The sequence below is a fragment of the Pararhizobium gei genome, from assembly GCF_029223885.1.
In the GTDB taxonomy this organism is placed as follows: Bacteria; Pseudomonadota; Alphaproteobacteria; order Rhizobiales; family Rhizobiaceae; genus Pararhizobium; species Pararhizobium gei.
In genome coordinates this window covers 3,459,631-3,484,832 of sequence record NZ_CP119409.1, presented here as the reverse complement: position 1 = coordinate 3,484,832, position 25,202 = coordinate 3,459,631, and the positions used below count along the sequence as shown (strand labels likewise).

Below are 25,202 nucleotides of genomic sequence, written 5' to 3'. Positions count from 1 at the left end.
TGAAAGTGGATTAACTGCTTCCGGTTACAGTCTGGCAACCACGAATTTAGACATCCAAGGAGACCGGCCCATGAGCCGCATTCACGCCCAGGCCGAAGGCCGCATGCAGACCATTGCCCGTAATCCGGTCATTGTCGCCCTTTTCATGACGCTTGCCGTTGCCGGTTGCGCATCGAAGAAAAACCTGCCTAACAGCGCCGGCGAACTCGGCCTTAACGCCGCGACGCCCGGATCGCAGCAGGACTTCACCGTCAATGTCGGCGACCGCATCTTCTTCGATACGGACTCGACCTCGATCCGCGCCGATGCGCAGGCGACGCTCGACAAGCAGGCCCAGTGGCTGCAGCGTTACTCGAATTACGCCATCACTGTCGAAGGCCATGCCGACGAACGCGGCACGCGGGAATACAACCTTGCTCTCGGCGCCCGCCGCGCGGCAGCAACCCGCGAATATCTGGCATCGCGCGGCATTCCGGCCAGCAAGATCCGGACGATCTCCTACGGCAAGGAAAAGCCGGTCGCCGTATGCGACGATATTTCCTGCTGGTCGCAGAACCGCCGTGCCGTCACTGTCCTCGGCGGCGCCGGAATGTAATTTTCCGGCATCGGAAAAGCAGATTAAAGGCGGCCTGCGGGTCGCCTTTTCTTTTTTGTCACAGTTTTACCGAACTCCGTTGCTTTTTGGGGCCAATTGGAAAACTGTGCGGCATCGCAGCCTGGCCGATTTGTAGAGGGCAGGCTGGCGAGAGTAGATAGTCTAACGGGATACATGACATGAAACATTTTGTCGTGGCGGGGATGATCGGCCTCACTGCTCTTGCGGGCTTTGGGACGGCAGCGTCCGCCATGCCGCTTTCGGCGCTGTTCAATCGCGCAATTCAGGGTCAGGCATCGTCGCCGGCACCTCTGCTCAAGGTACAGTCCAGTGAAATCGGACGTGTCGGGCAGCTCGAGGAACAGATCCGCTCGCTCAACGGGCGTATCGAGGAAATGAGCTTTCAGCTTCTGCAGATGCAGGAGCAGATCCGCAAGTTTCAGGAAGACAACGAGTTCCGTTTCCAGGATCTGGAGGGCGGAAGCTCGGGCAGCACCAAGAAAAGCCGGGTAGAGACACCGGCGACCGACGACACTGCGTCCGCTGGTTCCTTGCCAACGGACGATCAGACGGCAGCAACCGATCCCAACGCAGGTTTGGGATCGGACACCGCTGCAAACGGCAATGCCGGTGCGCCGCCCGCGACGCTGGGCGCTATCGTCTTCGACGAGAACGGCAATCCGATTGCGGCGAACAAGTCCGCAACCAGCCTGGAGCAGACGCTTCCCGGCGTCGATCAGGGGATCAACCAGACACCGGAAACCCAGCAGCAAACGGCTGCGCTCGACAATCCGGGCGATCTCTACCAATCAGCCTACGGCCATGTGCTGACCGGTGACTATAGCCAGGCGGAAAACGAGTTCCGTGACTATCTCGAGGTATTCCCGAAGGGTGAGAAGGCTGCTGACGCCAATTTCTGGATGGGCGAGGCGCAATATTCCCAGGGCAAATTCAATGATGCGGCCAAGACCTTTCTGAACGCGCATCAGAACTACGGAAAATCGCCCAAGGCGCCGGAAATGTTGCTGAAGCTGGGCATGTCGCTGGCCGCTCTGGACAACAAGGATACGGCCTGCGCAACGCTGCGCGAAGTCGGCAAGCGCTATCCGAAGGCTTCACCCGCTGTTAAAGCCAAGGTCACCAGCGAACAGAGCCGCCTTGCCTGCTGAGCGGCATTCGTCTGCGGCACAGACCGTGCTCGATGCGGCCGGACAATTTCTCTCCAGTTTTAAAAAGCCCGGCGCGATTCTCGTTGCCGTTTCCGGTGGAAGCGATTCCAAGGGGCTGCTGCTGGCGCTGCACGAGGTGATCGGGGGCGACGGCTTGGCGGATTTCTCGCTTTGCGCCTGTACGGTCGATCATGGCCTGAGGCCTGAGTCCGCCGGAGAAGCGCGTGCCGTGGCTGCCTTCTGCGCCGTGCATGGAATTCCTCACATCGTTCGCACCTGGGTCGGGGACAAGCCGCAGACCGGACTCCAGGCGGCTGCGCGGGAGGCCCGCTACCGGCTTCTGGCCGAGGCGGCGGAGGATACGCGCGCAATCTGTGTTGTCACAGCCCATACGGCGAACGACCAGCGGGAAACGATCGTCATGCGCGCCGGCCGGTCGCAACCGGATGCCGCGGGGCTTTCAGGCATGGCGGACGGCGTGCTTTTCGATCGCAGGATCTGGGTGTTGCGGCCATTCCTCTGCATCGAACGGGATGCGATCCGCAGCTACCTGGCGGAGGAGGGGGAGGCCTGGTTCGAGGATCCAAGCAATACCAATCGCCGCTTCGAGAGGGTGAGAATTCGAGAGGATCTCGCTGAGAGGACAGGGAGCGCAAACACGGGCGCGGGTTTGGAACGACTGCAATCGAGTGGCCGCGCAGCGGACCTTGTCTCCCGGTATGCCAAGGAATTCGAGAGGCTCATTATTCGCCTCGATCCGGCTGTTGCCGAGAATATGGATAATTCGGATTGCCGGCAGGCCGTGTTGTCCCTTGTCGCGATTACCGGCGGCAAGACGCATCTGACGGGCAAAGAGACAGCCCGACGCCTGGCTGCATTTCTGAAACGGCGTGAAGACGGGCGCATGACGGCCGGGCGTGTGGTCATCGATTACCGCCGGACAGGGGTTTATCTCTATCGAGAAGCGCGCGAACTGCCTGACATCGTTATAGGGCCGGGCGACAGCGAGATCTGGGACGGCCGTTTCCGGATCATAAACCGCGGTAGGTCCCCGGTGCGAGTCGGTGTGGTTCAAAATCGTGCCGAGGTGGTAGCGAGACTGATTGCCGCAGGCTGCCCAGAGGCCGTGGCCAAACGGGCGGCCCATGCGGCTCCTGACTTGTCCGCGCTTGGATCAGACTCCGCTGCGGTCGAGCCTGTGCTCTCGCTTTACGACACCTTTTTGCCGCGTTTCGACCTGATGATAGCTGATCGCATCGCCGGACTGTTTGGCCGTGAACCTTATGCTGCCGCTCCGGTTCACGATGTTTTGACGGAAAAGTCAGCTTATACCTGAGTTTGCCTTGGCAAGGCGGTCACGCAACCCTATGTTAAGCGCAAGAATGCAGCCACAAATCATTGAGGGTTGCGACAGGTTCCGGGGAGTTCGATGAACCCTAATTTCAGAAATCTTGCCCTCTGGGCAATTATCGTCCTGCTGCTGATCGCGCTTTTCAGCATGTTCCAGCAGCCGACCGAGCGGACGGGTTCGAAGGATATTCCCTTTTCCCAATTCCTGAAGGATGTTGACGGCGGTCGCGTCAAGGACGTCTTGATTACCGGAAACAGGGTTATCGGATCTTATACCGAAAACGGCACTTCCTTCCAGACCTATGCTCCGGCGATCGACACAGCTTTGACCGAGCGTATGGAAGCCAAGAACGTCACTGTGACGGTTCGTCCCGAAACCGACGGCTCGTCCGGCTTTTTGAGCTATGTCGGCACGCTGCTGCCAATGTTCCTCATCCTCGGCGTCTGGCTGTTTTTCATGCGGCAGATGCAGGGTGGTTCACGCGGTGCGATGGGTTTTGGCAAGTCCAAGGCCAAGCTTCTGACCGAGGCGCATGGCCGCGTCACGTTTGACGATGTTGCTGGCGTTGACGAAGCCAAGCAGGATCTTGAGGAAATTGTCGAATTCCTCCGCGACCCGCAAAAATTCCAGCGTCTTGGCGGTCGTATTCCCCGCGGCGTTCTGCTTGTTGGCCCTCCGGGTACCGGTAAGACGCTACTGGCCCGTTCGGTCGCCGGTGAAGCCAATGTTCCGTTCTTTACGATCTCCGGTTCCGACTTCGTCGAAATGTTCGTCGGCGTCGGTGCGTCGCGTGTCCGTGATATGTTCGAGCAGGCCAAGAAAAATGCGCCCTGCATCATCTTCATAGACGAAATCGACGCCGTCGGTCGCCATCGCGGTGCCGGCCTCGGCGGCGGCAATGACGAGCGTGAACAGACGCTCAATCAGTTGCTAGTCGAGATGGACGGCTTCGAGGCCAATGAAGGCATCATCCTGATCGCTGCGACCAATCGTCCCGACGTTCTTGATCCCGCGCTGCTGCGGCCAGGCCGTTTTGACCGTCAGGTCGTCGTGCCGAACCCAGATATCAACGGCCGGGAACGAATCCTCAAGGTTCATGTTCGCAACGTACCGCTGGCGCCGAATGTAGACCTCAAGGTTCTTGCCCGTGGCACACCCGGTTTCTCCGGTGCCGACCTTATGAACCTCGTCAACGAAGCCGCCCTGATGGCCGCGCGCCGCAACAAGCGCGTCGTCACCATGCAGGAATTCGAAGACGCCAAGGACAAGATCATGATGGGTGCGGAACGCCGCTCGTCCGCCATGACCGAAGCCGAAAAGAAGTTGACCGCCTATCACGAAGCCGGGCATGCGATCACCGCGCTCAAGGTTCCGATGGCCGATCCGTTGCATAAGGCGACGATCATTCCGCGCGGTCGTGCGCTCGGCATGGTCATGCAGCTCCCCGAAGGCGACCGCTATTCGATGAGCTACAAGTGGATGGTTTCGCGCCTCATCATCATGATGGGCGGTCGCGTGGCCGAAGAGATCACGTTCGGCAAGGAAAACATCACCTCCGGCGCGTCGTCCGATATCGAGCAAGCGACCAAGCTGGCGCGCGCGATGGTGACGCAGTGGGGCTTTTCCGACGTCCTTGGTCATGTTGCCTATGGTGAAAACCAGCAGGAAGTCTTCCTCGGCCATTCCGTCTCGCAGTCCAAGAACGTCTCGGAAGCGACGGCACAGAAGATCGATACCGAGGTGCGCCGCCTGATCGACGAGGCTTATGTCGAAGCCAAGCGGATCATTACGGATATGAATTCGGAATTTGTCGCGATCGCCGAGGGGCTGCTGGAATACGAGACTCTGACCGGCGAGGAGATCAAGGCCCTCATCCGCGGCGAAAAGCCAGCGCGCGACCTCGGTGACGATTCGACGCCACATCGCGGCTCGGCCGTTCCGTCTGCCGGTTCCAAGAAGGACGGATCGGTTGGCAACAAGGGCGATGAGCCCGAGGGCGGGTTTGAGCCGCAGCCACAGTAAATTTGACAGCAGGACATTGATACAGCCGCCGTATCTTGGAGATGCGGCGGTTTTCTTTTGCCTGTTTGGCTGGACGCGGTTTTGTCTTGGTAACGGCCTGTAATGAATTCTGATGATAGGGTGTGATGCTGCCGCTGGGTTTTTGTGGCAAAGAAGAATCTTTCATTTCCCTTGGCCTCTTCGAAGGACGTCATCGGCACGACATGGAATGACCGTCAGAAAAGCCGCGGGCAAATTGGCTGGCGACGACGGGACCGGAATCCTGAGCAAGAACGGAGTTTGTATGAAGCGCAAATATTTTGGCACGGACGGCATTCGCGGGCAGTCCAATCTGTTTCCGATGACGCCGGACCTCGCCATGCGCGTCGGCATTGCCGTCGGGACGATTTTCCGCAATGGCGCGCACCGGCATCGGGTGGTAATCGGCAAGGATACCCGCCTATCCGGCTATATGCTGGAAAACGCATTGGTTGCCGGCTTCACAGCGGCCGGCCTCGATGTCTTTCTGCTCGGACCGATCCCGACGCCGGGCGTCGCCATGCTGACGCGATCCCTGCGCGCCGATATCGGCGTGATGATTTCTGCTTCCCACAACCCGTTCCAGGACAATGGCATCAAGTTGTTTGGACCCGATGGCTACAAGCTTTCGGACGAGATGGAAGGACAGATCGAGGATCTTCTCGAAAAGGACATGTCGAGCCAGCTTGCAAAATCGCAGGAGATCGGCCGGGCAAAGCGCGTCGAGGGCGATATCTATCGCTATATCGAACATGCCAAACGCACATTGCCACGTGACGTGACCCTTCAGGGGCTCCGGGTGGCCATCGACTGCGCCAATGGCGCGGCCTACAAGGTCGCTCCTCTCGCCTTATGGGAACTGGGCGCCGATGTCGTGACCATCGGCAATGAACCGAACGGTATGAACATCAATCTCGAATGCGGATCGACACATCCCGCTGCGCTGTCGAGGAAGGTGCACGAAGTGCGGGCCGATATCGGCATCGCGCTCGATGGCGACGCCGACCGGGTGCTGATCGTCGACGAGAATGGCAAGATCATCGACGGCGATCAGCTGATGGCCGTCATCGCTGATAGCTGGGCCGCTGACGGCCTGTTGCAGGGGGGCGGCATCGTCGCAACCGTGATGTCCAATCTGGGGCTCGAGCGCTATCTGAAGGGCAGGGGTCTCGACTTGCATCGCACAAAGGTCGGAGACCGCTATGTTGTGGAACATATGCGCCAGCATGGCTTCAATGTCGGCGGCGAGCAGTCGGGGCATATTGTCTTGTCGGATTTTGGAACGACCGGCGACGGTCTGGTCGCTGCACTGCAGATTTTGGCGCGCGTCAAACGTCAAGACAGAACGGTAAGCGAAGTCTGCAACCGGTTCGAGCCTGTGCCTCAGGTTCTCAAGAATGTCCGTGTGTCTGGAAGCGGTGCTCTGGACAATGTGTCTGTCCGCCAGGCGATCGCTGCTGCAGAAGCCGAACTTGAAAGTGGTGGCCGGCTGCTGATCCGTCCTTCAGGTACCGAGCCTCTGATCCGCGTCATGGCGGAAGGCGACGATCGGGCAAAAGTCGAACGCATCGTCGATGAACTGATCGGCGTTATCGGCGCTGCCCGCAACGCTGCGTGATCATCAGGCTCGTTGAGGGTTTTATAAGGCCGGGCATGCCCGGCCTTTGTCTGTTGCGGACGCTGTCAAGTTGCTCGGGTCCGGACAATCTTGCTTAACGAATACGGTAAATTTTCGTAGTTAATCGGGCCTTAACTTTTATTCTTCACTATACACTCCAATGACAGATATTGGCGGTCGCGCTTTTGCCCGCCTCTAACAGTATATCGGAGTACGGCCATGAAGACTATTTTGATTGGCGTTGTTGCCGCTCTGCTCGGCAGCACCGCGACCTTCGCCGCGGATCTTTATGAGCCGCCGATCGAACAGCCGATCTCGGAACCAGTGCAGATTGCCGAAGCAAATGGTTGGTACCTGCGCGGCGATGTCGGCTATGCCTTCACCAACTTGCGTGGCGCGCATTTCTACCAAGGCCCGGGCCGATATGTTCGAGACTTCGATGACGCCGAGTTGGATGATAGCTGGGTTGGCGGCGTCGGTGTCGGTTACCAGATCAACAATTACCTGCGCACCGACGTGACGCTCGACTATCTTGGCAAGACGGACTTCGAAGGATCGACAACCGGCTCCTGCGGTGTTGCATTCTCCTGCACGTCGCGCGATGTCGCAACACTGACGGCCTGGAGCCTGATGGCCAATGCCTATGTTGATATCGGCACTTACGGCTCGTTCACGCCCTATGTCGGTGCCGGTATCGGCGGAACTCAGGTCCGGTGGGACAAGTTGCGCAATACCAGCTGCGAAACCGGAAACTCTGAAAACTGCGATCCCGAATTCGATCATGATGGCAAGAAGAAGTGGCGCTTTACCTATGCGCTGATGGCGGGTACCGCGATCGACCTTACCTGCAATCTCAAGGCCGATGTCGGCTACCGCTTCCGCCATGTGCTCGGCGGAGACATGTTCGGATATCGGGAAAACAGCGGTCCAGGCTCCGACGAGGGCATGTACCTGCACGAAGCTCGCGCCGGCCTGCGGTATTCCTTCGGCAATGATTGCGCGCCCCAGGAAGTCTACGTTCCGCAGGCTGAGCCGGCAATCTACAAGTAGAATGTCATCTTCCGAAGTTTAGGGTCTGGTCAGAACCAGACTCTTGCAAGTCGGGCGGTCAGTTCAGTGCAATGCAAGGGCCGGATCCTGTAGCGCAGGGTTCGGCCTTTCTCATTGAATCAGATATGGGCGTGGCACTCCAGGTCACTGCTGCGTTCCGCCTGCCCTTGAGGTTAACGCCACAGCGGAAGTTCGGCTTGCAGGACAGACACCTCCATCCTGTACCTGTCTAATCCTTACTGGCCGGCGGCCCGCGCCGGGGTGACGAGGCTCCATGCCTGCATCGCCGTGTTGAAAGCCTCAGTCCCGGCCGGGCCTTTTTCGAGGGTCAGCAATGCCCGGCGTCCGTTGCGATAGGTCAGCGGTATGTCGATCCAGTTACGGTTGCGCAGAAGATCGGTGTTCGTCGTCACGGCTTCCGGGAAATCGTTCAGAGCAATCATGTGGAAATCATCGGTGATCTTGGCCGGAACGGCGATCAACGGGTCGCCACGCTCCTGTTCGGCCCGCTTCATCGAGACACGCTGAACATTGTCGATGCTGCCGCCCTCGAAGTTCTCAGGCAGTGAGAAGACGAATTCGATGACGTGGCTCGCCGGGAGCGATGCGTCGGCATTGCGCTTGATCGTCATCAAGGCCGTCAGGCCGCGTTCCGGCACATTGATCTGCGCCTGGATCACCGGCTCGGGCTTCGCATCGTCGCCAGGCGATTCTTCCTTCACGGACCAGGCGACATTGCCTTCGATTGCCGTCGGGGCCGATTGACCGAGACGCTCCTCGTACAGGAACATTTTCTGTGCACCGGCCGGGATCTGTTGCGTGGCCGGATCGACGGCGGTCTGCTGCTCGGGAACGGTCTGCGCCGGCTGCTCCACGCCCGCGGCGGGATCGGCTTGCGTTGTCGTCGGATTGGACTGCACGGCAGGACTTGCCTGAGCGGCATCCTGGGGCGGCTGGCTGGCTTGTGTTTGAGCGGCGACCGACTTTCCTTCCTCCGCTGAAGCTGCTGCGGCGCCAGATGCCGTGGCCGCCGGACCCTCGTCGATCTCCGTGCCATCGGCCTTAAGCCGCTGGGTAAACTTGGTCGTATTGCCGCTGTCGAGCGCAGCGACATCGGTAGTTGAAGGCGTTGCGGTCTCGGGGGTTGTTTGCGGAGATGTTTCCGGAACGGCGAGGTCCTTGCCCGCATTTTCCGTCGGAGCCTGTTCCGTAGCCTGCTGTCCTGGAAGCTCTGCCGACAAAGAACCGACCGTGGACGCAACCCAGCTGTCAACTGTCGTTCTGTTCTGCCAATAGGCATAACCGCCGCCGGTGATCAAAAGCAGGACGACGAGCAGGATCGCAACGGCTTTGATATTGAACCGGGACGGCTTCGGTTCCGCCCGGTAGGAGATTGGCCGCGCGGGGGCCGATCCGACCTCCACTCCGGTATCGACAGAACCGGTGGCGCGGGACGCCGCAGCGGCACCGGCAGCCGAAGCCGCTGTCCCCTGAGCAAGCAATTCCTCGATCTCGCTCCAATTGTCGCCACCGGAACCGGCCGGTCGATCCGCCTGTTCCGACGTTGCTTTTTCCACCGGCCATGACCAATCGGCGATTGCCGGCTCACTGCTGTCGGGAGCCACGGGTTCAGCAGTCTGGGCAAATGGATCCGTTTCCTCCCAGGACCAGGAATGGGACGGATCGCCGGCGGATGCCGGTGCTTCGCCCTCGGCGTCAAGTACGGTTACCGTCTCCACGGGTTCATAGCTCGACAGATCCGGGATCTCTTCCGCAACCGTCACCTCGTCGGCGACCACCGTCAAAACAGGTTCGCTGTGCGCGGAGACCGGTACGGGATCGTTCCACTCCGGCAATTCCCATTCCGATGTCGCCGGCGGCATTGGCCGGTCCTGGGCGGCCTCGAGCGGGGGCTGCTCTATCGTACCAACATCTTGAGAGCCAATCTCTGGCGGCACTTCCACAGGCGGCTCGACATAAGTCTCCTCGTCGGCTGGCTGGACATCCACTGCCTCCGGAAGATGGTCAATGGCCTCCCCAGTTTCCGCAGTTTCCACCGCTTGCACCGGCTGCTGCCATTCCGGCTCCTCGGCGGCGGCAGCGTCAACCGGCTCGTCGGCAACGACCGGACTATGTTCCGCCAGTGGTTCGGCCGCTTGCTGCTCAGTCGCCGGGTCATCGGCCAGGGGCGTTTCGGCTGCATCTTCAGTCGATGACACGACCGGCTCTGCCTCTGCAACCGGATGTTCCTCGTCCGGCTGCTCGGCAACCGGTTCTGCTTGGGGCGGGATCGACGGTTCGTCGATCGCCTCGGCCGGGACGTTTGCGGGCTCGGCAGACATGACGTCGGGAACCACTACCGGGTCAGGTTCGCGCTCTGGTTCTGGTTCCAGTTCCGCCGCCGGAGCCACGTTTTCCGCCGCAACGGGCTGCACCTGCGTGTCAACGGGTTCGGGTGGAAGTACCGTGGCGGCGGGAATGGCGGCTGCAGGCTCGTCTTCCAACGGTGGAAGCGCTTCCGCGTGGTCATCCTCGACCTCGCGGATCGCGGCTTCCAGCTTGGTCATCTGGCGTTCGATCATCTCGTCCGATGGACGAGGCTTCATATTTTCGAGCTGACGGCGAACGGCACCACGGGCCTTGTCATAGACCTTGGTCCGCATCTCGGGAACATTGTCCGACAGACCATCGACGGTCCTTCGAATAACTGCAACAAAATCCGCCATCAGAACTTTCTCATTCAATTGGCGAAATCACGCCAAATTCCCTTAGACCTGGGTTAAAGACTAATCCTCAAACGGGTCTGTCACAAGTATCGTATCGTCACGCTCCGGGCTGGTCGAAAGAAGAGCGACCGGCGCACCGATCAGTTCTTCCACCTGGCGCACATATTTGATTGCCTGGGCGGGAAGAGCTGCCCAGCTGCGGGCGCCGACGGTCGATTCCTTCCATCCTTCCAGCGTTATATAAACCGGCTTTGCCTGCGCCTGCTGGGCCTGGCTTGCCGGCAGGTGATCGATCTCGATACCGTCGAGCGTGTAACCGACGCAGATCTTCAACTCGTCAAGGCCGTCCAGCACGTCGAGTTTGGTCAGCGCAATGCCGGTAATGCCGTTCGTGGCGACCGATTGGCGAACAAGAGCCGCATCAAACCAGCCGCAGCGCCGCTTTCGTCCCGTGACGGTGCCGAACTCGTGCCCCTTTTCACCAAGGAACTGGCCGATCTCGTCATGAAGCTCAGTCGGGAACGGACCTTCTCCGACGCGCGTGGTATAGGCTTTGGTGATCCCCAGAATATATCCGAGCGAACCCGGCCCCATGCCCGACCCGGCTGCGGCCTGCCCGGCCACCGTGTTGGACGAGGTCACGAAGGGATACGTGCCATGGTCGATATCGAGCAGCGTGCCTTGGGCGCCCTCGAACAGGATACGCGCGCCCTTGCGGCGATGACGGTCAAGCAGCAGCCACACGGTATCCATGAACGGCAGGACACGGGCGGCGATCGACGACAGCTCGGCCATGATTGCATCGTGGCCGACTTCCGCCTCGCCTAGCCCACGGCGCAGCGCGTTGTGATGGGTCAGCAGCCGGTCGACCTTGGCGGGTAGCGTGTCGAGATCGGCGAGATCCATGACGCGGATGGCGCGGCGGCCGACCTTGTCCTCATAGGCCGGGCCGATGCCGCGGCGTGTCGTGCCGATCTTGGTGCCGCTGTTGGAGGCCGCGTCTTCGCGAATGCCGTCAAGCTCCCTGTGGAGCGACAGGATCAGCGTGGCGTTATCGGCAATGCGCAGGTTTTCCGGCGTGATCGTCACGCCCTGCTTGTCGAGCTTTTCGATCTCGGCGATCAGGGCATGCGGATCGATGACGACGCCATTGCCGATGACCGCAAGTTTGCCTGGACGTACGACGCCCGAAGGCAGAAGCGACAGCTTGTAGCTGGTGCCGTCGATCACCAGTGTATGGCCGGCATTGTGACCGCCCTGGAAGCGCACGACAATGTCGGCACGTTCCGAAAGCCAGTCGACAATTTTGCCTTTGCCTTCGTCACCCCATTGCGAACCGACCACCACGACATTCGTCATCTAAAGCTTTCCCGTTGCCACGCGCTCGCAAAGCGCTGTCTTCAAACCCGCGCATCTATACTGTTTTGTTTTTTAGAAAGCGACCCCGTTTCAACTGCATCCCGGCTTTTTGCATGGTATTTGCGCGGTTTAGCCTATATCAGGAGAGCTTCAGGCGCCTGCGGATCGGTATCGGCTCGAACAGCATTGCAAGGAATGACGTCTCGTGAATCTTCAAGCTTATGTCATTCTTTGCATTACAACGCTGATCTGGGGTGGAAATTCAGTCGCCGGGAAAATGGCGGTCGGCCATGTCAGCCCCATGATGCTTACCGGTTTGCGCTGGGTGATTGCCTGCACCGTGCTGTTGATCTTCGCTGCGCCACAAGTGCGTCGCGACTTGCCGGCACTTCGGAAAAACTGGCTGCTGCTGTTGAGCTACGGCACGATCGGCTTCACCGCGTTCAACGCCTTCCTCTATTCCGCGCTTCAATATACCACCGCCATCAATGCCGTCATTGAACAGGCCGGCATTCCGATGGTGATCTTTGTTTTGAACTACGCTCTATTCAGGACAGCTATCTCGGTTGCGCAGATTGCCGGGTTTACGCTGACACTGTTCGGCGTGGCGCTCACCGCTTCGCATGGCGACCTGAGCACGCTCCTGTCCCTCCAGCTCAACCGGGGCGACGCACTGATGTTGGCCGCAGTGCTCGTCTATGCCGCCTATACGGTCGCGCTCAGGTGGAAGCCCGATATTCACTGGAAAAGCCTGATAGCGGTTTCTGCTTTCGGTGCCTTGCTGAGCAGTCTTCCCCTGGTCCTGTGGGAATTTTCGAGCGGAAACGTCAACTGGCCGGATATGACGGGATGGGCGATCATTGCCTATGCGGGACTTCTTGCCTCGCTTATGGCGCAGATTCTCTACGTGCGGGGCGTCGAACTCATTGGCCCCAACCGGGCCGGCCTTTTCATCAACACGATCCCGATCTTCGGCACGCTGTTGTCGATCGCGCTGATTGGCGAGGATTTGCAGACGTTCCACATCATCGCGATGCTTCTGGTGCTTGGTGGTATCGGGGTTGCGGAGCGGGGAAGACCGAAGGGGTAAAAGGGTTTTCCGACGATCGATGGCCTGGCATACGAAACTGCTGCTGTCGACAGGCGCTGTCGGAAGCCTGCGCCTTGTCTAGCGTGGTCCGGCGTCATTCCCATAAGCAGGCGGGCTTGCCCTATTGCCGGCTGCACAGGAGATGGAGGGACGGCAACGCTGTGGGCTGAAAGCCGGTTCGGCACGCCAGTGCTTCAAAAGGTGGCGTGCCGGATATTCACATAGGTTCAACGCTTCATTCGACGTTGAAGGTCAGGAGCTTGGCCTGGCGGATTGCAGCATTCGCCCGCAGCTTGTCCAGAACCTCATCCGACACCGGACCATCGACATAAAGCAGCGCGATCGCGTCCGATCCGGCTTGGGCACGGCCGAGCTGGAAGTTGGCGATGTTGACGCCGGCATCGCCGAGTGTCATGCCGATAAAACCGATCATGCCGGGAACGTCGGTGTTGGTGATGTAGATCATGTGGTTGCCGACATCGGCATCCAGATTGATGTCCTTGATCTGGATGAAGCGCGGCTTGCCATCCGAAAAGACTGTCCCGGCGATCGAACGGCTCTGGTTTCCGGTTGTAACCGTCAGCTTGATATAGCCGTCGAAGACGCCCGACTTGTCGCGCTTGACCTCGGACAGGATGATACCCTTTTCCTTGATCATCACAGGTGCGGACACCATGTTGACGTCGGAAACCTGGCTGCGGATCAGCCCGGCTAGTGCTGCACTCGTCAGTGCCTTGGTGTTCATTGCGGCGGTCGAGCCGTCGTAAAGGATTTCGATTTCCTTGATGGCGCTTTCCGTCACCTGGCCGACAAACGCCCCGAGAACGTCCGCAAGCCGAATGAAGGGCTTCAGGATCGGCGCTTCTTCTGCCGTGATCGAAGGCATGTTGATGGCGTTGGATACAGCGCCCTTGACGAGGTAGTCGGACATCTGCTCGGCAACCTGAAGCGCCACATTCTCCTGCGCCTCGGTTGTGGAAGCACCCAAATGCGGTGTGCAGACGACATTCGGCAGGCCGAAAAGCGGGCTTTCCTTTGCGGGCTCGACTTCGAACACGTCGAAGCCGGCGCCGGCGACATGACCTGACTTGATGGCGTCGGCAAGGGCTGCCTCGTCCACCAGACCGCCGCGAGCGCAATTGATGATCCGCACGCCGGGCTTCGTCTTTGCAAGCGCTTCACGGTTGAGTATACCGCGCGTCTTGTCTGTCATCGGCACATGCAGGGTGATGAAATCGGACTGGGCCAGCAATTCGTCCAGTTCGACCTTGGTCACGCCCATTTCCTCGGCCCGCTCCTTCGACAGGAAGGGATCATAGGCCAGCACATGCATCTTCAGGCCGATGGCGCGCGCGCAGACGATGCCGCCGATATTGCCGGCGCCGATGACGCCGAGGGTCTTGCCGGTGATCTCGACGCCCATGAATTTCGATTTTTCCCACTTGCCGGCCTGGGTGGACGTATCGGCTTGCGGCAATTGCCGGGCGACGGCAAACATCAGTGCAATGGCGTGTTCCGCGGTGGTGATCGAGTTTCCGAACGGCGTGTTCATGACGATGATGCCACGGCGCGAGGCGGCCGGGATATCGACATTGTCGACGCCGATACCGGCGCGGCCGATAACCTTGAGATTGGTCGCAGCCGCAATCAGCTTTTCCGTCGCCTTGGTGGCGGAGCGGATCGCAAGACCGTCATAATTGCCGATGATTTCGGCAAGTTTGTCCTTGTCCTTGCCGAGTTGCGGCTGGAAATCGACGTCCACGCCCCGATCGCGGAAAATCTGGACGGCGGTTTCGGAGAGTTCGTCGGATACGAGTACGCGCGGTGCCATGGGAGGCCTCCATTGGGTTCGTCAAAAATGGAAAGGGGATGGGAATACCGCGCCGACAAAGGCGCGGCATCTGCCGGTCAGGCCGCAGCCTGTGAAAGCGTCGCCTTCTGCGTCGCGAAGGCCCAGTCGAACCAGGGCATCAATGCCTCAAGATCCGACGTCTCAATGGTGGCGCCAGCCCAGATACGGAAGCCGGAGGGGGCATCGCGATAGGCGCCAATGTCGTGAGCTACACCCTGCTTTTCGAGAAGTGCGACCATGCCCTTGGCAAAGGCGTCCTGTCCGGCAGGATCGAGAGCAGCGATGTCGGCGTCAACGATCTTCAGGCAAACCGACGTGTTGGACTGTGTGGCCGGATCGACTGCGAGGTTGGCGATCCAGTCCGTTTTTGCGACAAAATCCTCGATGGCCTGCGCGTTGGCATCTGCCCGTGCGATCAGCGCCTTGAGGCCACCCAGCGACTTTGCCCAGACAAGCGCATCGATATAATCCTCGACGCAGAGCATCGAGGGGGTGTTGATCGTCTCGCCCTGAAAGATGCCTTCGATGATCTTGCCGCCCTTGGTCATGCGGAAGATCTTCGGCAGCGGCCAGGATGGTTCATAGCTTTCCAGACGCTCGACAGCACGCGGGCTGAGAATGAGGATGCCATGCGCGCCTTCTCCGCCAAGAACCTTCTGCCAGGAGAAAGTAACGACATCGAGCTTCGCAAAATCGAGGTCCTGCGCAAAGGCGGCGGACGTCGCATCACAGATCGTCAGGCCCTTGCGGTCTGCCGGGATGAAATCGGCGTTCGGTACACGGACGCCCGAGGTTGTGCCGTTCCAGGTGAAGACGACATCGCGGTCGAAATCGATCTGGGCGAAATCGACGATCTTGCCGTAATCGGCCACGAATTTCCGTATGTCGGGAAGCTTCAGTTCCTTGACGACATCGGAAACCCAGCCGGAGCCGAAGCTTTCCCAGGCGACCATATCGACGCCGCGCTGGCCGAGCAGCGACCACAACGCCATTTCGACGGCGCCGGTGTCGGACGCCGGGACGATGCCGATGCGGTAGTCTGCGGGAACCTGCAGAACTTCGCGTGTGAGGTCGATGGCTTGTTTGAGTTTGGCCTTGCCGACCTTGGCGCGATGCGAGCGACCTAGGGCTGCATCAGAGAGCGCGTCGAGCGACCAACCGGGACGCTTCGAGCAAGGGCCAGAAGAAAAATGGGTGTTTGCCGGACGCAATTCCGGCGTGGCAGGTGTCGTCATCTGAGCTATCCTTCCAGATAGAAAGCCTCTCGTTAGGGAGAGGTGGCCTGCTCCGGTGGATATGGCGGGACCGGAAGGATGTCAAGATGCTTGTGTCGCTTGCAGAAAGATTTCTGGCGCTTCCAGGTTCGGCCGGCCTACGAAGCGTTCGCCTACCAGAGCGAAAAACGCAACCCGGCACGCAGTTCGTGACGGCCAAGCCCGTCGTCGCGTCCGTCAACGCCGCCCCTTGCAAACATGTCGCCATCGCCGATCTTTGAATAGCGGTAGCCGACATCGAGCTTCAGTCGCTCCGTCATGTCATAGGACACGCCGGCCATCAGCGCATAGGTGAGACGCCAGCTTGTTTCTCCGTCGAAAGCCTGATCGACCGGAGCGGCCCCCGAGCAGGCCGCGGTGCCCGTCACGCAGTCTGTCCGCAGTGCGACATCGTCCCACCGTAACTGGGTTACGCCAAGGCCGGCTCCGACATAAGGGGTCAGTCCGGCAACCGTGGCCAAATCGACATAGCCGTTCGCCATGACGCCGACGGCTTTGTAGCTGGCCCGCAGGTCGCCCGCGCACGATGTGCCTGCCGCCTCGCCGGCGCAGGGGATATCCGCTTGACCGCTGCCATCGAAACGGCCGTCGAAATAGTCGCCGGTCAGGTCGGCGCGGACCATATCGTTGATCTGATATCCTATGCCCAGGGATCCGGAGAATGGCTTGCTCGAATCGGCGTTGAAGTCGAAGGTGTCACCGTCAAAAAGCTGCAGCGATGCATCGCCCTCATCCGTCCAGGGGGCGTAACCGAGATCTCCTCGCAGGTAAAAGCCCTGGCCTCCCGCCTTTGCTGCGGCGATGCTGATTTCCGGTGCATCGAGAAGATCGTCCGCCGCCATCGCTGGACCACCGGCAAGTAACGCGGCCGTGCAGCATGCAGAAAAGAGAATGGGCCGCCAGTTCATCGTACCGTCCTTGGAAAACCGTTCGCGGTGTCATTGTCGCACAGCGCCTGTCAGCCGCGATCATCACACCCACTGGTTAACCTTCGGTTAAGCATGTCTGTTAACCGGATGAGGTTTTGACGGAGAAAATTGGCCCGGAATCAATGACGCCGAAAGTTACGGATGAACTTTCGGCGTGATTTTTTAGATCAAGCGCTGTCGATGGTTCAGGCGTCTTCGACGACCCTAAGGGCGTTCTGACGCGCCAGTGCCGCCTTCTGGACGGCGTCCTGCACCTTTTCAAAGGCGCGGACTTCAATCTGGCGGACACGCTCCCGGCTGATATCGAATTCCGTGGAAAGGTCTTCGAGTGTAACAGGATCTTCCGCCAGGCGACGAGCTTCGAAGATGCGGCGTTCGCGATCGTTGAGGACCTTCATGGCGTTCGACAACAAGCCGCGCCGATTTTCCAGTTCGTCCTGCTCGATCAGCATGTCTTCCTGCGTATCGTGATCATCGACCAGCCAATCCTGCCACTGACCGGATTCGCCTTCGCCCGCCTTGATCGGCGCATTCAGCGAAGCGTCGCCGGACAGGCGCTGGTTCATCGAAATCACCTCGGCTTCCGAGACATTCAGAGTCGTCGCGATATGCTTCACCTGATCCGGCTTGAGATCGCCTTCATCCAACGCTTGGATCTTGCCCTTAAGACGGCGCAGATTGAAAAACAGCCGCTTCTGGTTGGCCGTCGTGCCCATTTTGACAAGCGACCATGAGCGCAGGATGTATTCCTGTATCGATGCCTTGATCCACCACATCGCGTAGGTCGCCAAACGAAAGCCGCGTTCCGGGTCGAATTTCTTGACCGCCTGCATCAGTCCGACATTGCCTTCCGATACGACTTCGCCGATCGGCAAGCCATATCCCCGGTAGCCCATCGCGATCTTCGCCACGAGGCGCAGATGGCTTGTCACGAGCCGGTGAGCAGCCTTGCGATCATCATGCTCCTGATACCGCTTGGCGAGCATGTACTCTTCCTGCGGCTCGAGCATGGGAAATTTGCGGATTTCGTCGAGATAACGATTAAGACCGCCTTCGCCGGCGGCAATGCTTGGCATTGTACTGCGGGCCATTCTGCACCCCTTTCGCGTTCCGGTCACCTTTTGGCTGGCCGGGATTGTGGGTCTGTCGACCCCACATTCTTATAAATAAGAGCCGCGAAAGCGCGATTCAAGGTTTCCCGCCTCACAGATACGTGAAGGCGGGAGAACTTTCGCTCTGTATGGGTGTAGAACGTAAATCGGGTTGCCGCGCGAAAATATCAAGGAAATGGAATGCTTTTTTCGCTGCCGCACCCGGGTCCGGTCAGTGAACGGATGAGCCGCTCTCTTCTTCTTCCGCCGAAATTGCCTCGGCGCTGCTGGCACTCAGCCGGACACGATTTTCATCGACGCTTTCCACAAGCGCCAGTTCGATGAAATGGTGGTGATCCTCGTGGCCTGCGCCGCTATCCTTCTTGGTCAATTTGATGCGGCCGCCTTCGACGCGATCCACGGTTCCGACATGGACACCATCCGCGCTGATGACTTCGGCATGCTCGTTGATCTTTGATGCATCGATCATTGGTTCTCTCCTTATTGTACCGGAAGAGAAACGCGCCGAGCTTAAAAAAGATGCATGCAGTACTTCATTGGGGAAAGATTAAGGGTCACGAGGTCATTTTGAGAGCAGCTTCCAGTTCCCGCATGTCGTTGGGCACGGGGGATTCGAAGTGCATGGTTTTGCCCGTCGAGGGATGTTCGAACGCCAGCATGAAGGCATGCAGCGCCTGACGGGGAAAGCGATCGACAATGATTTTCGCCGCGTCCGGAAGCAGATTGGACTTGGTCTTGAAGGCGGCCCCGTAATCCTGATCGCCGATCAACGGGTGGCCTATATGGGCCATGTGCACGCGAATCTGGTGCGTTCGTCCCGTTTCGAGATGGCATTCGACCATTGAAGCAAGGGCCGTCGCGTCCGGCTTTTCATGATAGCGTTCGACAACCTCGTAATGGGTGATGGCTTCGCGTGCGTCATCGGTGCCCTCCTGCTTTACGGCGCGCTTGACACGGTCTCCCGCTCTCCCAAGCGGCGCATCGATGGTTCCCTTCAGTCCGCGCGGCCGTCCCCAGACAATTGCCCGGTACGCCCGCTCCAACGGACCGGTGCGACCGTGATCGGCAAACTGGTCCGAGAGATGGCGGTGGGCGGCATCGTTCTTGGCAACGACCATGACGCCGCTCGTGTCCTTATCGAGACGATGGACGATGCCTGGCCGCTTGACGCCGCCGATCCCGGAAAGACTATCGCCGCAATGGTGGATCAGCGCGTTGACCAGGGTGCCGGTCCAATTGCCGGCTCCCGGATGGACGACGAGCCCCGGCGGCTTGACGAGTACGATCACGTCGGCATCCTCGTAGAGCACGTCGAGCGGGATCGCCTCGCCCTTTGGCTCAGGATCTTCCGGCTCCGGCAGGCCGATCTCGAAGATGTCGCCGGGCTGAACCTTCTTCTTGGCTTCCGTCACAGGTTTGCCGTTGACGGAGACCTCGCCCTGTTCGATCAGGCTCTTGATGCGGTTGCGGGAGAATTCGCCGCCCAAGGCTTGCGTGAGAAAGGCATCCATCCGGCCCTCGGCATCCTCATTTGCCGTCAGGACTTTCCTAATTGCCGTGGCTTGTTTAAAGGGGTCGCTCATTCTTCATTTCCATTCCGCAAGGTTTCACAGCCATGTCTAGTCAGAAGCCAGTCGAACAGGAAGACAAGCCGCTCGATCCGGTGATGGAGAACGTGCGCCGCAAGATGATCCGTCTGCAGCTCGTCTCGGCCGGTGTCATGATGGTCATGCTTATGGTCGTGCTCGGCGCGATTGTCTACAAGCTAACGCGGCTGGACGACCGGGAGGGCGCCGGCAGCGCGGCTGCGACGGTGCCCAGCGACGCGCCGGTCGCCGCAACGGCGGCGCTGCCGCCTGGTTTCCAGGTTTCGGATGTCGCGCTGTCGGGCGGCCAGATTCTGTTCTACGGGATCATGCCTGGGGGTGAGGGCAAGGCGATCGTCTTCGATATAGGCGCCGGGCGGATCGTCAGCGATATCGCAGTCACAGCGAACTGAACCGCCGTGAGGGCGCTTCCAATCCGGATTGCTGATCCGCAGGATCCGCGCATCGCCGGTTTCGTCTCCATCAAGGAGCGGGATCTCACCGGCAGGCATGGCCGCTTCATTGCCGAGGGTACCGTGGTTCTGCGCATGCTGGCACAAGCGCACCGGGCTGGAAGGGGCGTAGAAGCCGAGGCTGTTCTGGTTCTGGAAAGCCGTTTGGCCGGCATCGCGGATATTCTCGCCGCTTTTCCGGCGCATGTTCCGGTTTTCGTGTCCGACAAGACCGTTTTCAATGCCATTGCCGGCTTCGATATGCATCGCGGTGTTCTGGCGCTCGGAAAGCGGGATGCGGCGCCCGGACTCCAGACGCTGATTGCCAGCCTTCCTGCAAAAAGCCTTGTGCTGGCGGCTTGCAATATTTCCAATCACGACAATATGGGATCGATGTTCCGCAACGCTGCGGCTTTCGGCGTCGATGCGATCCTGATGGACGCAACCAGCTGCGATCCGATGTACCGCAAGTCGATCCGCGTTTCCGTCGGCTCCGCGCTCACCCTGCCGTTTGCGCGCCAGGGATCGATCCACCACCTCCTGTCTCTGCTTCGGGATGCAGGTTTCGCGATATGGGGGCTTTCTCCGCGCGGCAAGACGGACCTCCAGCATATTCCGGCGGCGCCGCGCATCGCGCTTGTTGCGGGCACCGAGGGGGAGGGGCTTCCAGTCGACATTCTGTCCTCCATCCGCACGGCCCGAATTCGCCAGCGTCCGGGTCTCGACAGCCTCAACGTTGCAACGGCTACAGGTATCGCGCTCCATCAGATCGCGACGATCAAAGAGATTCTCTGACGCCGTTCACGATATTTCGGGCGGCAGCATGCTTCGGATACGGGACGCGAGACCGCCGTTGCCGTTCCCCCTTGCAGCTTCCTTTGAGGCGACAAGTCCCGGTATCGGCGAACCGGTGCCCTCTTTGCGCGCGGTCAGCGCAACCAGTGTCGCCGCTATATCGGCCATTTCCTCGCGCATTGCGTCATCATGGGTGGTATTTTTCGAGTTGATGAGCCGCTCCGCCAGCGCCGTTGCTCGGGTTCGCGCATATTCCGCGGGGATTGCAAGGCTGGCCTCGTCCGGGACATTGGCATCCAACGGCAGGGCCTCAGGCAAAGGAGTGTCATCCTGCGGCGTGGCGGGGATGTCGATTTTGTGGTTCGGCTGTTCCAAGGCCCCGGCACGCAAGGCCTTCGAGGCTTGCCGCAGATCCGCACCGCTTTCTTTCAGCCGGGATCTCAGCCTGTCGATTTCAGCAGCACGCCGCTCGAGCGCATTCTCCTTGTCGGCATTGGACGCGATTTCCCGCGCAAGCTTTGTCTCGAACTGGCGGATACGGGTCTCCTCGCGTGCCAGTCGCGCTTCCATCTCCCTGGCCTTGGTCGCCTCGGCTTTCAACTCGTTTCTCAGACCTTCGCGTTCGTCCCGCAGGCCGGCTATGCGGCTCTTCAGATGCTCGGTTTCTGTCTGGTGAGCGGCCGCATCAATCCTCATGCCGTCTATTTCCGAGCCGAGATGATCGATCTGGCGCGTCAGGGTCTTGATGTCGATCGCCTTTTTGACATTGTCGCGCTCGACATCCGTGAGGCTCGACTTCAGTCTTGCGGTGGTCTGCTCCATCTGCCGGATTGCCGATCGCAGGTCAGCGGCCTCGACATTCATGTCGGCAAGCTGCGTATGCAGGTCGGCATTCTCGCCGCCCAGGCGCTGCGCCTCCTTCAGGATCTCTCCATTCCTGATCATCAGCGCGACATTCTTGTCGCGTTCGCGCTTCAGGGTCTGACTAGTGCGCGCATTCTCTGCGGCATAGCCGGCTCGGGCGGCGTCTTTCTGGGCCCGCACTTCCTGTGGCGACAAAGGCATTGTGGCCTTCAGCCGGTCTTCCGCAAACCGGATAATGCGCCTGTGCACTGCCGGCGCCACCAGCAGACCGAGGATCGCCGCCGTCAGGAAGCCCAGTGCGAACAAAAGTACAAATTCAATCAAGGCCTGGCCATCTCATTCGAAGCGCGCGACAGGATTCCGGCTCCATCGCTCGAACCACTACCACCGCGACTATTCGGCCAACGTGACTTTTTTTCAAGACGCGGTGGCCAAATCTTGAACAGCATGGATAATGTGGCGTACCTGCTTCAGAACGGGTTCCAGGTCGGCTGCTCGGTCAATTTCAGATAGCCGACATTGATGCCGAGACGTGCGCCGATGCCTGTCCGGATCGGAACAAGCACGATGGTCTCGTCGGTCAGCACCGTCATGCCGACGCCCGCGACGACATAAGCGGAGCCCGAAACGCCGCCGAAGCGTTTGTAGAGTGCGGGAACGCTTGGCAAATTGTAAACGAGAACCATCGCGCGACTGCCCTGTCCGCCCCAGTCGATGCCGAGCGAGGGCCCTTGCCAGAAGACGTTATGTTGGCCGGCATTCTTGGTGTAGAGGTCGCCCTCGCCATAGGTCAGCCCCGCCACAAAAGCGCCGGAGCCTTCCTGGCCGAGAATATAGCCGTTCGGCAGGCCGTAACTCTGAAAGGCCCGCTCGACCACCTTGGCAAGGCCACCGGATGCCGATCCGAAAAAACCGTGGCCGGTATCGATGATTTCCTGCATTGTGTACTGGCTGCTGTTGGCGCTCTGCGCATGGGCTGGCGCAAGAATGCCGAAGGCTACCATCAGGGCAAGGACAATTCCCCGGAGGACATCTTTGACGATACTGGGAATAAGCTGCATAATTTTCTCCTGGTCCGGGAGCGGCTGCATGGCTCGCGGAGGCCGGTTGTCCGGCCCTTCGCGCCTGCGGCGATTTCGCGTCGATCGTCAGCAATTTGAACCGATCGTCTTAATAATCGGTTTACCAAATGTGGTGTCTTTATGATTGCCTTTCTTGACGCTATGTGCGCGCAATCTTCGCGGGCTAACAAGCGGTAAGACATTCTCATCGACAGTTGTCAGGCCACATCCGGGCCGGTTGCAGCTAGCAAGGAAACGACATGGCAAAAAATCCGAACCTGACCCTGACCGGTCCCGACCTTGCGGCGCTTTTGTGCAGCCGGGTCTGCCACGACATCATTTCGCCTGTCGGTGCGATCAACAACGGGCTCGAACTTCTCGACGAAGGCGGCGCCGATGCCGATGCTATGGATCTTATCCGCACGAGCGCGCTCAACGCGTCGGTCCGGCTGAAATTCGCCCGGCTCGCCTTTGGCGCGTCCGGTTCGGTAGGAGCGTCCATCGACACGGGAGAGGCCGAAAAGGCGGCTAAGGATTTCGCTCTGGTCGAGAAGAAGACGGAAGTCACCTGGAGCGGTCCGCGCGTTATCATCGCCAAGAACCGCGTGAAGCTGCTGCTCAACCTGTTTCTGATTGCCTATGGCAGCATCCCGCGTGGCGGAGTGGTCGACGTGATCCTCGAGAATCCCGAATATGACGCGGTGTTCAAGCTGATCGCCAAGGGGCGGATGATGCGGGTTCCTCCGAAACTCGTTGAACTGCTTTCCGGTACGCTTGAGGAAGACGTCGATGCGCACACGATCCAGCCGTACTATACCGTGCTTCTCGCCGAAGAGGCGGGCATGGAGATCGAGGTGAGCTCGACGGCCGAGGAAATCGTCTTCTCGGCGAGGATGGCTGAAATCTCTCCAACACAATGAGAATTCGGGCGGCCGTGGTAAGAAATTCTTTGCCAAACCGGTTTACGATTGTGATGGGAGAGACTCCCGTTTCGATGTAAAAAAGGAGCCAAAGATGCAGCGCTTGATGATTGCCGATGATTCAGACGTCGTGCGCAAGGTCGGCAAACGCATTCTTTCGGGGTTGAACTTTCTTGTGTCCGAGGCTGCCAACGGGCTTGAAGCTCTTGTGCGCTGCGAGGCCGAACTTCCCAATATCATCATCGTGGATGCTGGTCTCGACGGTGCGCTGGAACTCATCGCCAATATCCGCACCCTGCCGAACGGCAAGAGCGTCCGTATCTACTACTGCGTCGTCGAAGCGGATCTGAAGAAGATGATGGCCGGCAAGCGCGCCGGCGCCGACGATTTCCTGCTGAAGCCCTTCGACCGCAAGATCCTCACCAGCGTTTTCGGCAGTCTGGCTCTCGCCGCCTGATCGCCGAGATACAGTTTGATGCCGGAAAGCCGCGCTCTGTCGCGGCTTTTTGCATGTGATGGCGCGAGTTTCTGGAGAAGGGATCGGCATGAAAAAACCCGCCGTGAGGCGGGTTCGCTATAACCGTGCTTTGAACCGAAGAAACCGGCAACGCTACCTCCATGCGGGCGGGGGAGGGGCCGATCTACCGGTCGATCAGGCGCTTTCGGCCAGATCACCTTCCGGCTCGCGCAGCACATAGCCGCGTCCCCAGACGGTCTCGATGTAATTTGCGCCGCCGGCGGCATTCGCCAGTTTCTTTCGCAGCTTGCAGATGAAGACGTCGATGATCTTCAGCTCGGGCTCATCCATACCGCCATAGAGGTGGTTGAGAAACATTTCCTTGGTGAGCGTCGTACCCTTGCGGAGCGAAAGAAGCTCCAGCATCTGGTATTCCTTGCCCGTCAGGTGAACGCGCTGACCGCCGACTTCGACTGTCTTTGCATCCAGGTTGACGATCAGTTCGCCCGTCGAAATGACCGACTGTGCATGACCCTTGGAACGGCGTACGATCGCATGGATGCGGGCAACCAGTTCGTCCTTGTGGAAAGGCTTGGTCATATAATCGTCGGCGCCGAAGCCTAAGCCCCGAACCTTGTCCTCGATGCCGGCCATGCCGGACAGGATGAGGATCGGTGTCTTGACCTTGGACAGGCGCAACGTGCGCAAAACCTCATAGCCGGACATGTCCGGAAGGTTCAGGTCGAGAAGAATGATGTCATAGTCATAAAGCTTGCCGAGATCGACGCCCTCTTCACCGAGATCGGTGGTGTAGACGTTGAAACTCTCCGACTTGAGCATCAGTTCGATGCTCTGCGCTGTCGCGCTGTCGTCTTCGATGAGTAGAACCCGCATAATTGTCC

At 59.5% G+C, this 25,202-nt stretch carries 22 protein-coding genes; 11 read left to right on the top strand and 11 right to left on the bottom strand.

What is annotated here, in order from left to right:
• The first annotated feature begins 70 nt into the window (after positions 1 to 70).
• The 6 genes from pal (at position 71) to PY308_RS16935 (ending at position 7,823) form a co-directional block, all read left to right on the top strand.
• Positions 71 to 595, top strand: coding sequence for a peptidoglycan-associated lipoprotein Pal (gene pal / locus PY308_RS16960; protein WP_275784868.1), 525 nt, complete (start codon positions 71 to 73; stop codon positions 593 to 595).
• Positions 596 to 774: 179 nt separating this feature from the next.
• On the top strand, positions 775 to 1,764 hold the full coding sequence (ybgF, locus tag PY308_RS16955; RefSeq protein WP_275784866.1) for a tol-pal system protein YbgF: 990 nt from the start codon (positions 775 to 777) through the stop codon (positions 1,762 to 1,764).
• Complete coding sequence (tilS, locus tag PY308_RS16950) at positions 1,754 to 3,100, top strand: tRNA lysidine(34) synthetase TilS (RefSeq protein ID WP_275784864.1); 1,347 nt, start codon at positions 1,754 to 1,756, stop codon at positions 3,098 to 3,100. The genes ybgF and tilS overlap by 11 nt, the downstream gene beginning before the upstream one ends.
• A gap of 93 nt (positions 3,101 to 3,193) precedes the next feature.
• Positions 3,194 to 5,137 carry an ATP-dependent zinc metalloprotease FtsH gene (gene ftsH, locus PY308_RS16945; protein ID WP_275784861.1) on the top strand — a complete coding sequence of 648 codons (1,944 nt, stop codon included), beginning with the start codon at positions 3,194 to 3,196 and terminating at the stop codon, positions 5,135 to 5,137.
• A 283-nt stretch (positions 5,138 to 5,420) separates the two neighbouring features.
• Positions 5,421 to 6,773: a phosphoglucosamine mutase gene (gene glmM, locus PY308_RS16940; RefSeq protein ID WP_275784859.1), complete on the top strand. Its 1,353-nt coding sequence runs from the start codon at positions 5,421 to 5,423 to the stop codon at positions 6,771 to 6,773.
• Positions 6,774 to 6,992: 219 nt separating this feature from the next.
• Complete coding sequence (locus PY308_RS16935; RefSeq protein WP_275784857.1) at positions 6,993 to 7,823, top strand: outer membrane protein; 831 nt, start codon at positions 6,993 to 6,995, stop codon at positions 7,821 to 7,823.
• A gap of 236 nt (positions 7,824 to 8,059) precedes the next feature.
• Here the strand turns inward: PY308_RS16935 and PY308_RS16930 are convergent, their stop codons facing one another.
• The gene (locus PY308_RS16930; protein WP_275784855.1) at positions 8,060 to 10,549 is read right to left on the bottom strand and encodes a hypothetical protein; all 2,490 of its coding nucleotides are present in this window, start codon (positions 10,547 to 10,549) and stop codon (positions 8,060 to 8,062) included.
• Positions 10,550 to 10,609: 60 nt separating this feature from the next.
• On the bottom strand, positions 10,610 to 11,908 hold the full coding sequence (locus tag PY308_RS16925) for an adenylosuccinate synthase (protein WP_275784852.1): 1,299 nt from the start codon (positions 11,906 to 11,908) through the stop codon (positions 10,610 to 10,612).
• Positions 11,909 to 12,113: 205 nt separating this feature from the next.
• Between PY308_RS16925 and PY308_RS16920 the strand changes: the two genes are divergently transcribed.
• On the top strand, positions 12,114 to 12,998 hold the full coding sequence (locus PY308_RS16920; RefSeq protein ID WP_275784850.1) for a DMT family transporter: 885 nt from the start codon (positions 12,114 to 12,116) through the stop codon (positions 12,996 to 12,998).
• 235 nt (positions 12,999 to 13,233) lie between these two features.
• On the opposite strand, the gene serA is transcribed toward PY308_RS16920, so the two are convergent.
• The 6 genes from serA to PY308_RS16890 all read right to left on the bottom strand — a co-directional run bounded on the left by serA (position 13,234) and on the right by PY308_RS16890 (position 19,748).
• A complete protein-coding gene (gene serA, locus PY308_RS16915; RefSeq protein ID WP_275784847.1) occupies positions 13,234 to 14,829 on the bottom strand; it encodes a phosphoglycerate dehydrogenase in 1,596 nt (531 codons plus the stop codon).
• A gap of 77 nt (positions 14,830 to 14,906) precedes the next feature.
• A complete protein-coding gene (locus tag PY308_RS16910) occupies positions 14,907 to 16,085 on the bottom strand; it encodes a phosphoserine transaminase (protein ID WP_275784844.1) in 1,179 nt (392 codons plus the stop codon).
• A 152-nt stretch (positions 16,086 to 16,237) separates the two neighbouring features.
• Entirely contained in the window at positions 16,238 to 17,032 is a 795-nt protein-coding gene (locus tag PY308_RS16905; protein ID WP_275784842.1) for an outer membrane protein, read from the bottom strand.
• Positions 17,033 to 17,238: 206 nt separating this feature from the next.
• Entirely contained in the window at positions 17,239 to 18,144 is a 906-nt protein-coding gene (rpoH, locus tag PY308_RS16900; RefSeq protein WP_275784839.1) for an RNA polymerase sigma factor RpoH, read from the bottom strand.
• A 232-nt stretch (positions 18,145 to 18,376) separates the two neighbouring features.
• Positions 18,377 to 18,634 carry a DUF2171 domain-containing protein gene (locus PY308_RS16895; RefSeq protein WP_275784835.1) on the bottom strand — a complete coding sequence of 86 codons (258 nt, stop codon included), beginning with the start codon at positions 18,632 to 18,634 and terminating at the stop codon, positions 18,377 to 18,379.
• 85 nt (positions 18,635 to 18,719) lie between these two features.
• Positions 18,720 to 19,748 carry an RluA family pseudouridine synthase gene (locus PY308_RS16890; protein WP_275784833.1) on the bottom strand — a complete coding sequence of 343 codons (1,029 nt, stop codon included), beginning with the start codon at positions 19,746 to 19,748 and terminating at the stop codon, positions 18,720 to 18,722.
• Positions 19,749 to 19,780: 32 nt separating this feature from the next.
• On the opposite strand from PY308_RS16890, the gene PY308_RS16885 reads away from it, so the two are divergent.
• Positions 19,781 to 20,164 (top strand): hypothetical protein, encoded by a 384-nt coding sequence (locus PY308_RS16885; protein ID WP_275784831.1) that lies wholly within the window; start codon positions 19,781 to 19,783, stop codon positions 20,162 to 20,164.
• A gap of 6 nt (positions 20,165 to 20,170) precedes the next feature.
• Positions 20,171 to 20,998 carry a TrmH family RNA methyltransferase gene (locus PY308_RS16880; protein WP_275784828.1) on the top strand — a complete coding sequence of 276 codons (828 nt, stop codon included), beginning with the start codon at positions 20,171 to 20,173 and terminating at the stop codon, positions 20,996 to 20,998.
• A gap of 6 nt (positions 20,999 to 21,004) precedes the next feature.
• Here PY308_RS16880 and PY308_RS16875 read toward each other — a convergent pair whose 3' ends face one another.
• A complete protein-coding gene (locus tag PY308_RS16875; protein WP_275784826.1) occupies positions 21,005 to 22,186 on the bottom strand; it encodes a hypothetical protein in 1,182 nt (393 codons plus the stop codon).
• Positions 22,187 to 22,332: 146 nt separating this feature from the next.
• Positions 22,333 to 22,866 (bottom strand): DUF1134 domain-containing protein, encoded by a 534-nt coding sequence (locus PY308_RS16870; protein ID WP_275791181.1) that lies wholly within the window; start codon positions 22,864 to 22,866, stop codon positions 22,333 to 22,335.
• Positions 22,867 to 23,183: 317 nt separating this feature from the next.
• On the opposite strand from PY308_RS16870, the gene chpT reads away from it, so the two are divergent.
• Positions 23,184 to 23,843 (top strand): histidine phosphotransferase ChpT, encoded by a 660-nt coding sequence (chpT, locus tag PY308_RS16865; RefSeq protein ID WP_275784824.1) that lies wholly within the window; start codon positions 23,184 to 23,186, stop codon positions 23,841 to 23,843.
• Positions 23,844 to 23,937: 94 nt separating this feature from the next.
• Entirely contained in the window at positions 23,938 to 24,300 is a 363-nt protein-coding gene (locus PY308_RS16860; RefSeq protein ID WP_275784822.1) for a response regulator, read from the top strand.
• Between the two features lie 195 nt (positions 24,301 to 24,495).
• Here PY308_RS16860 and ctrA read toward each other — a convergent pair whose 3' ends face one another.
• The gene (gene ctrA, locus PY308_RS16855; protein WP_056339603.1) at positions 24,496 to 25,194 is read right to left on the bottom strand and encodes a response regulator transcription factor CtrA; all 699 of its coding nucleotides are present in this window, start codon (positions 25,192 to 25,194) and stop codon (positions 24,496 to 24,498) included.
• Between the last annotated feature and the right edge of the window lie 8 nt (positions 25,195 to 25,202).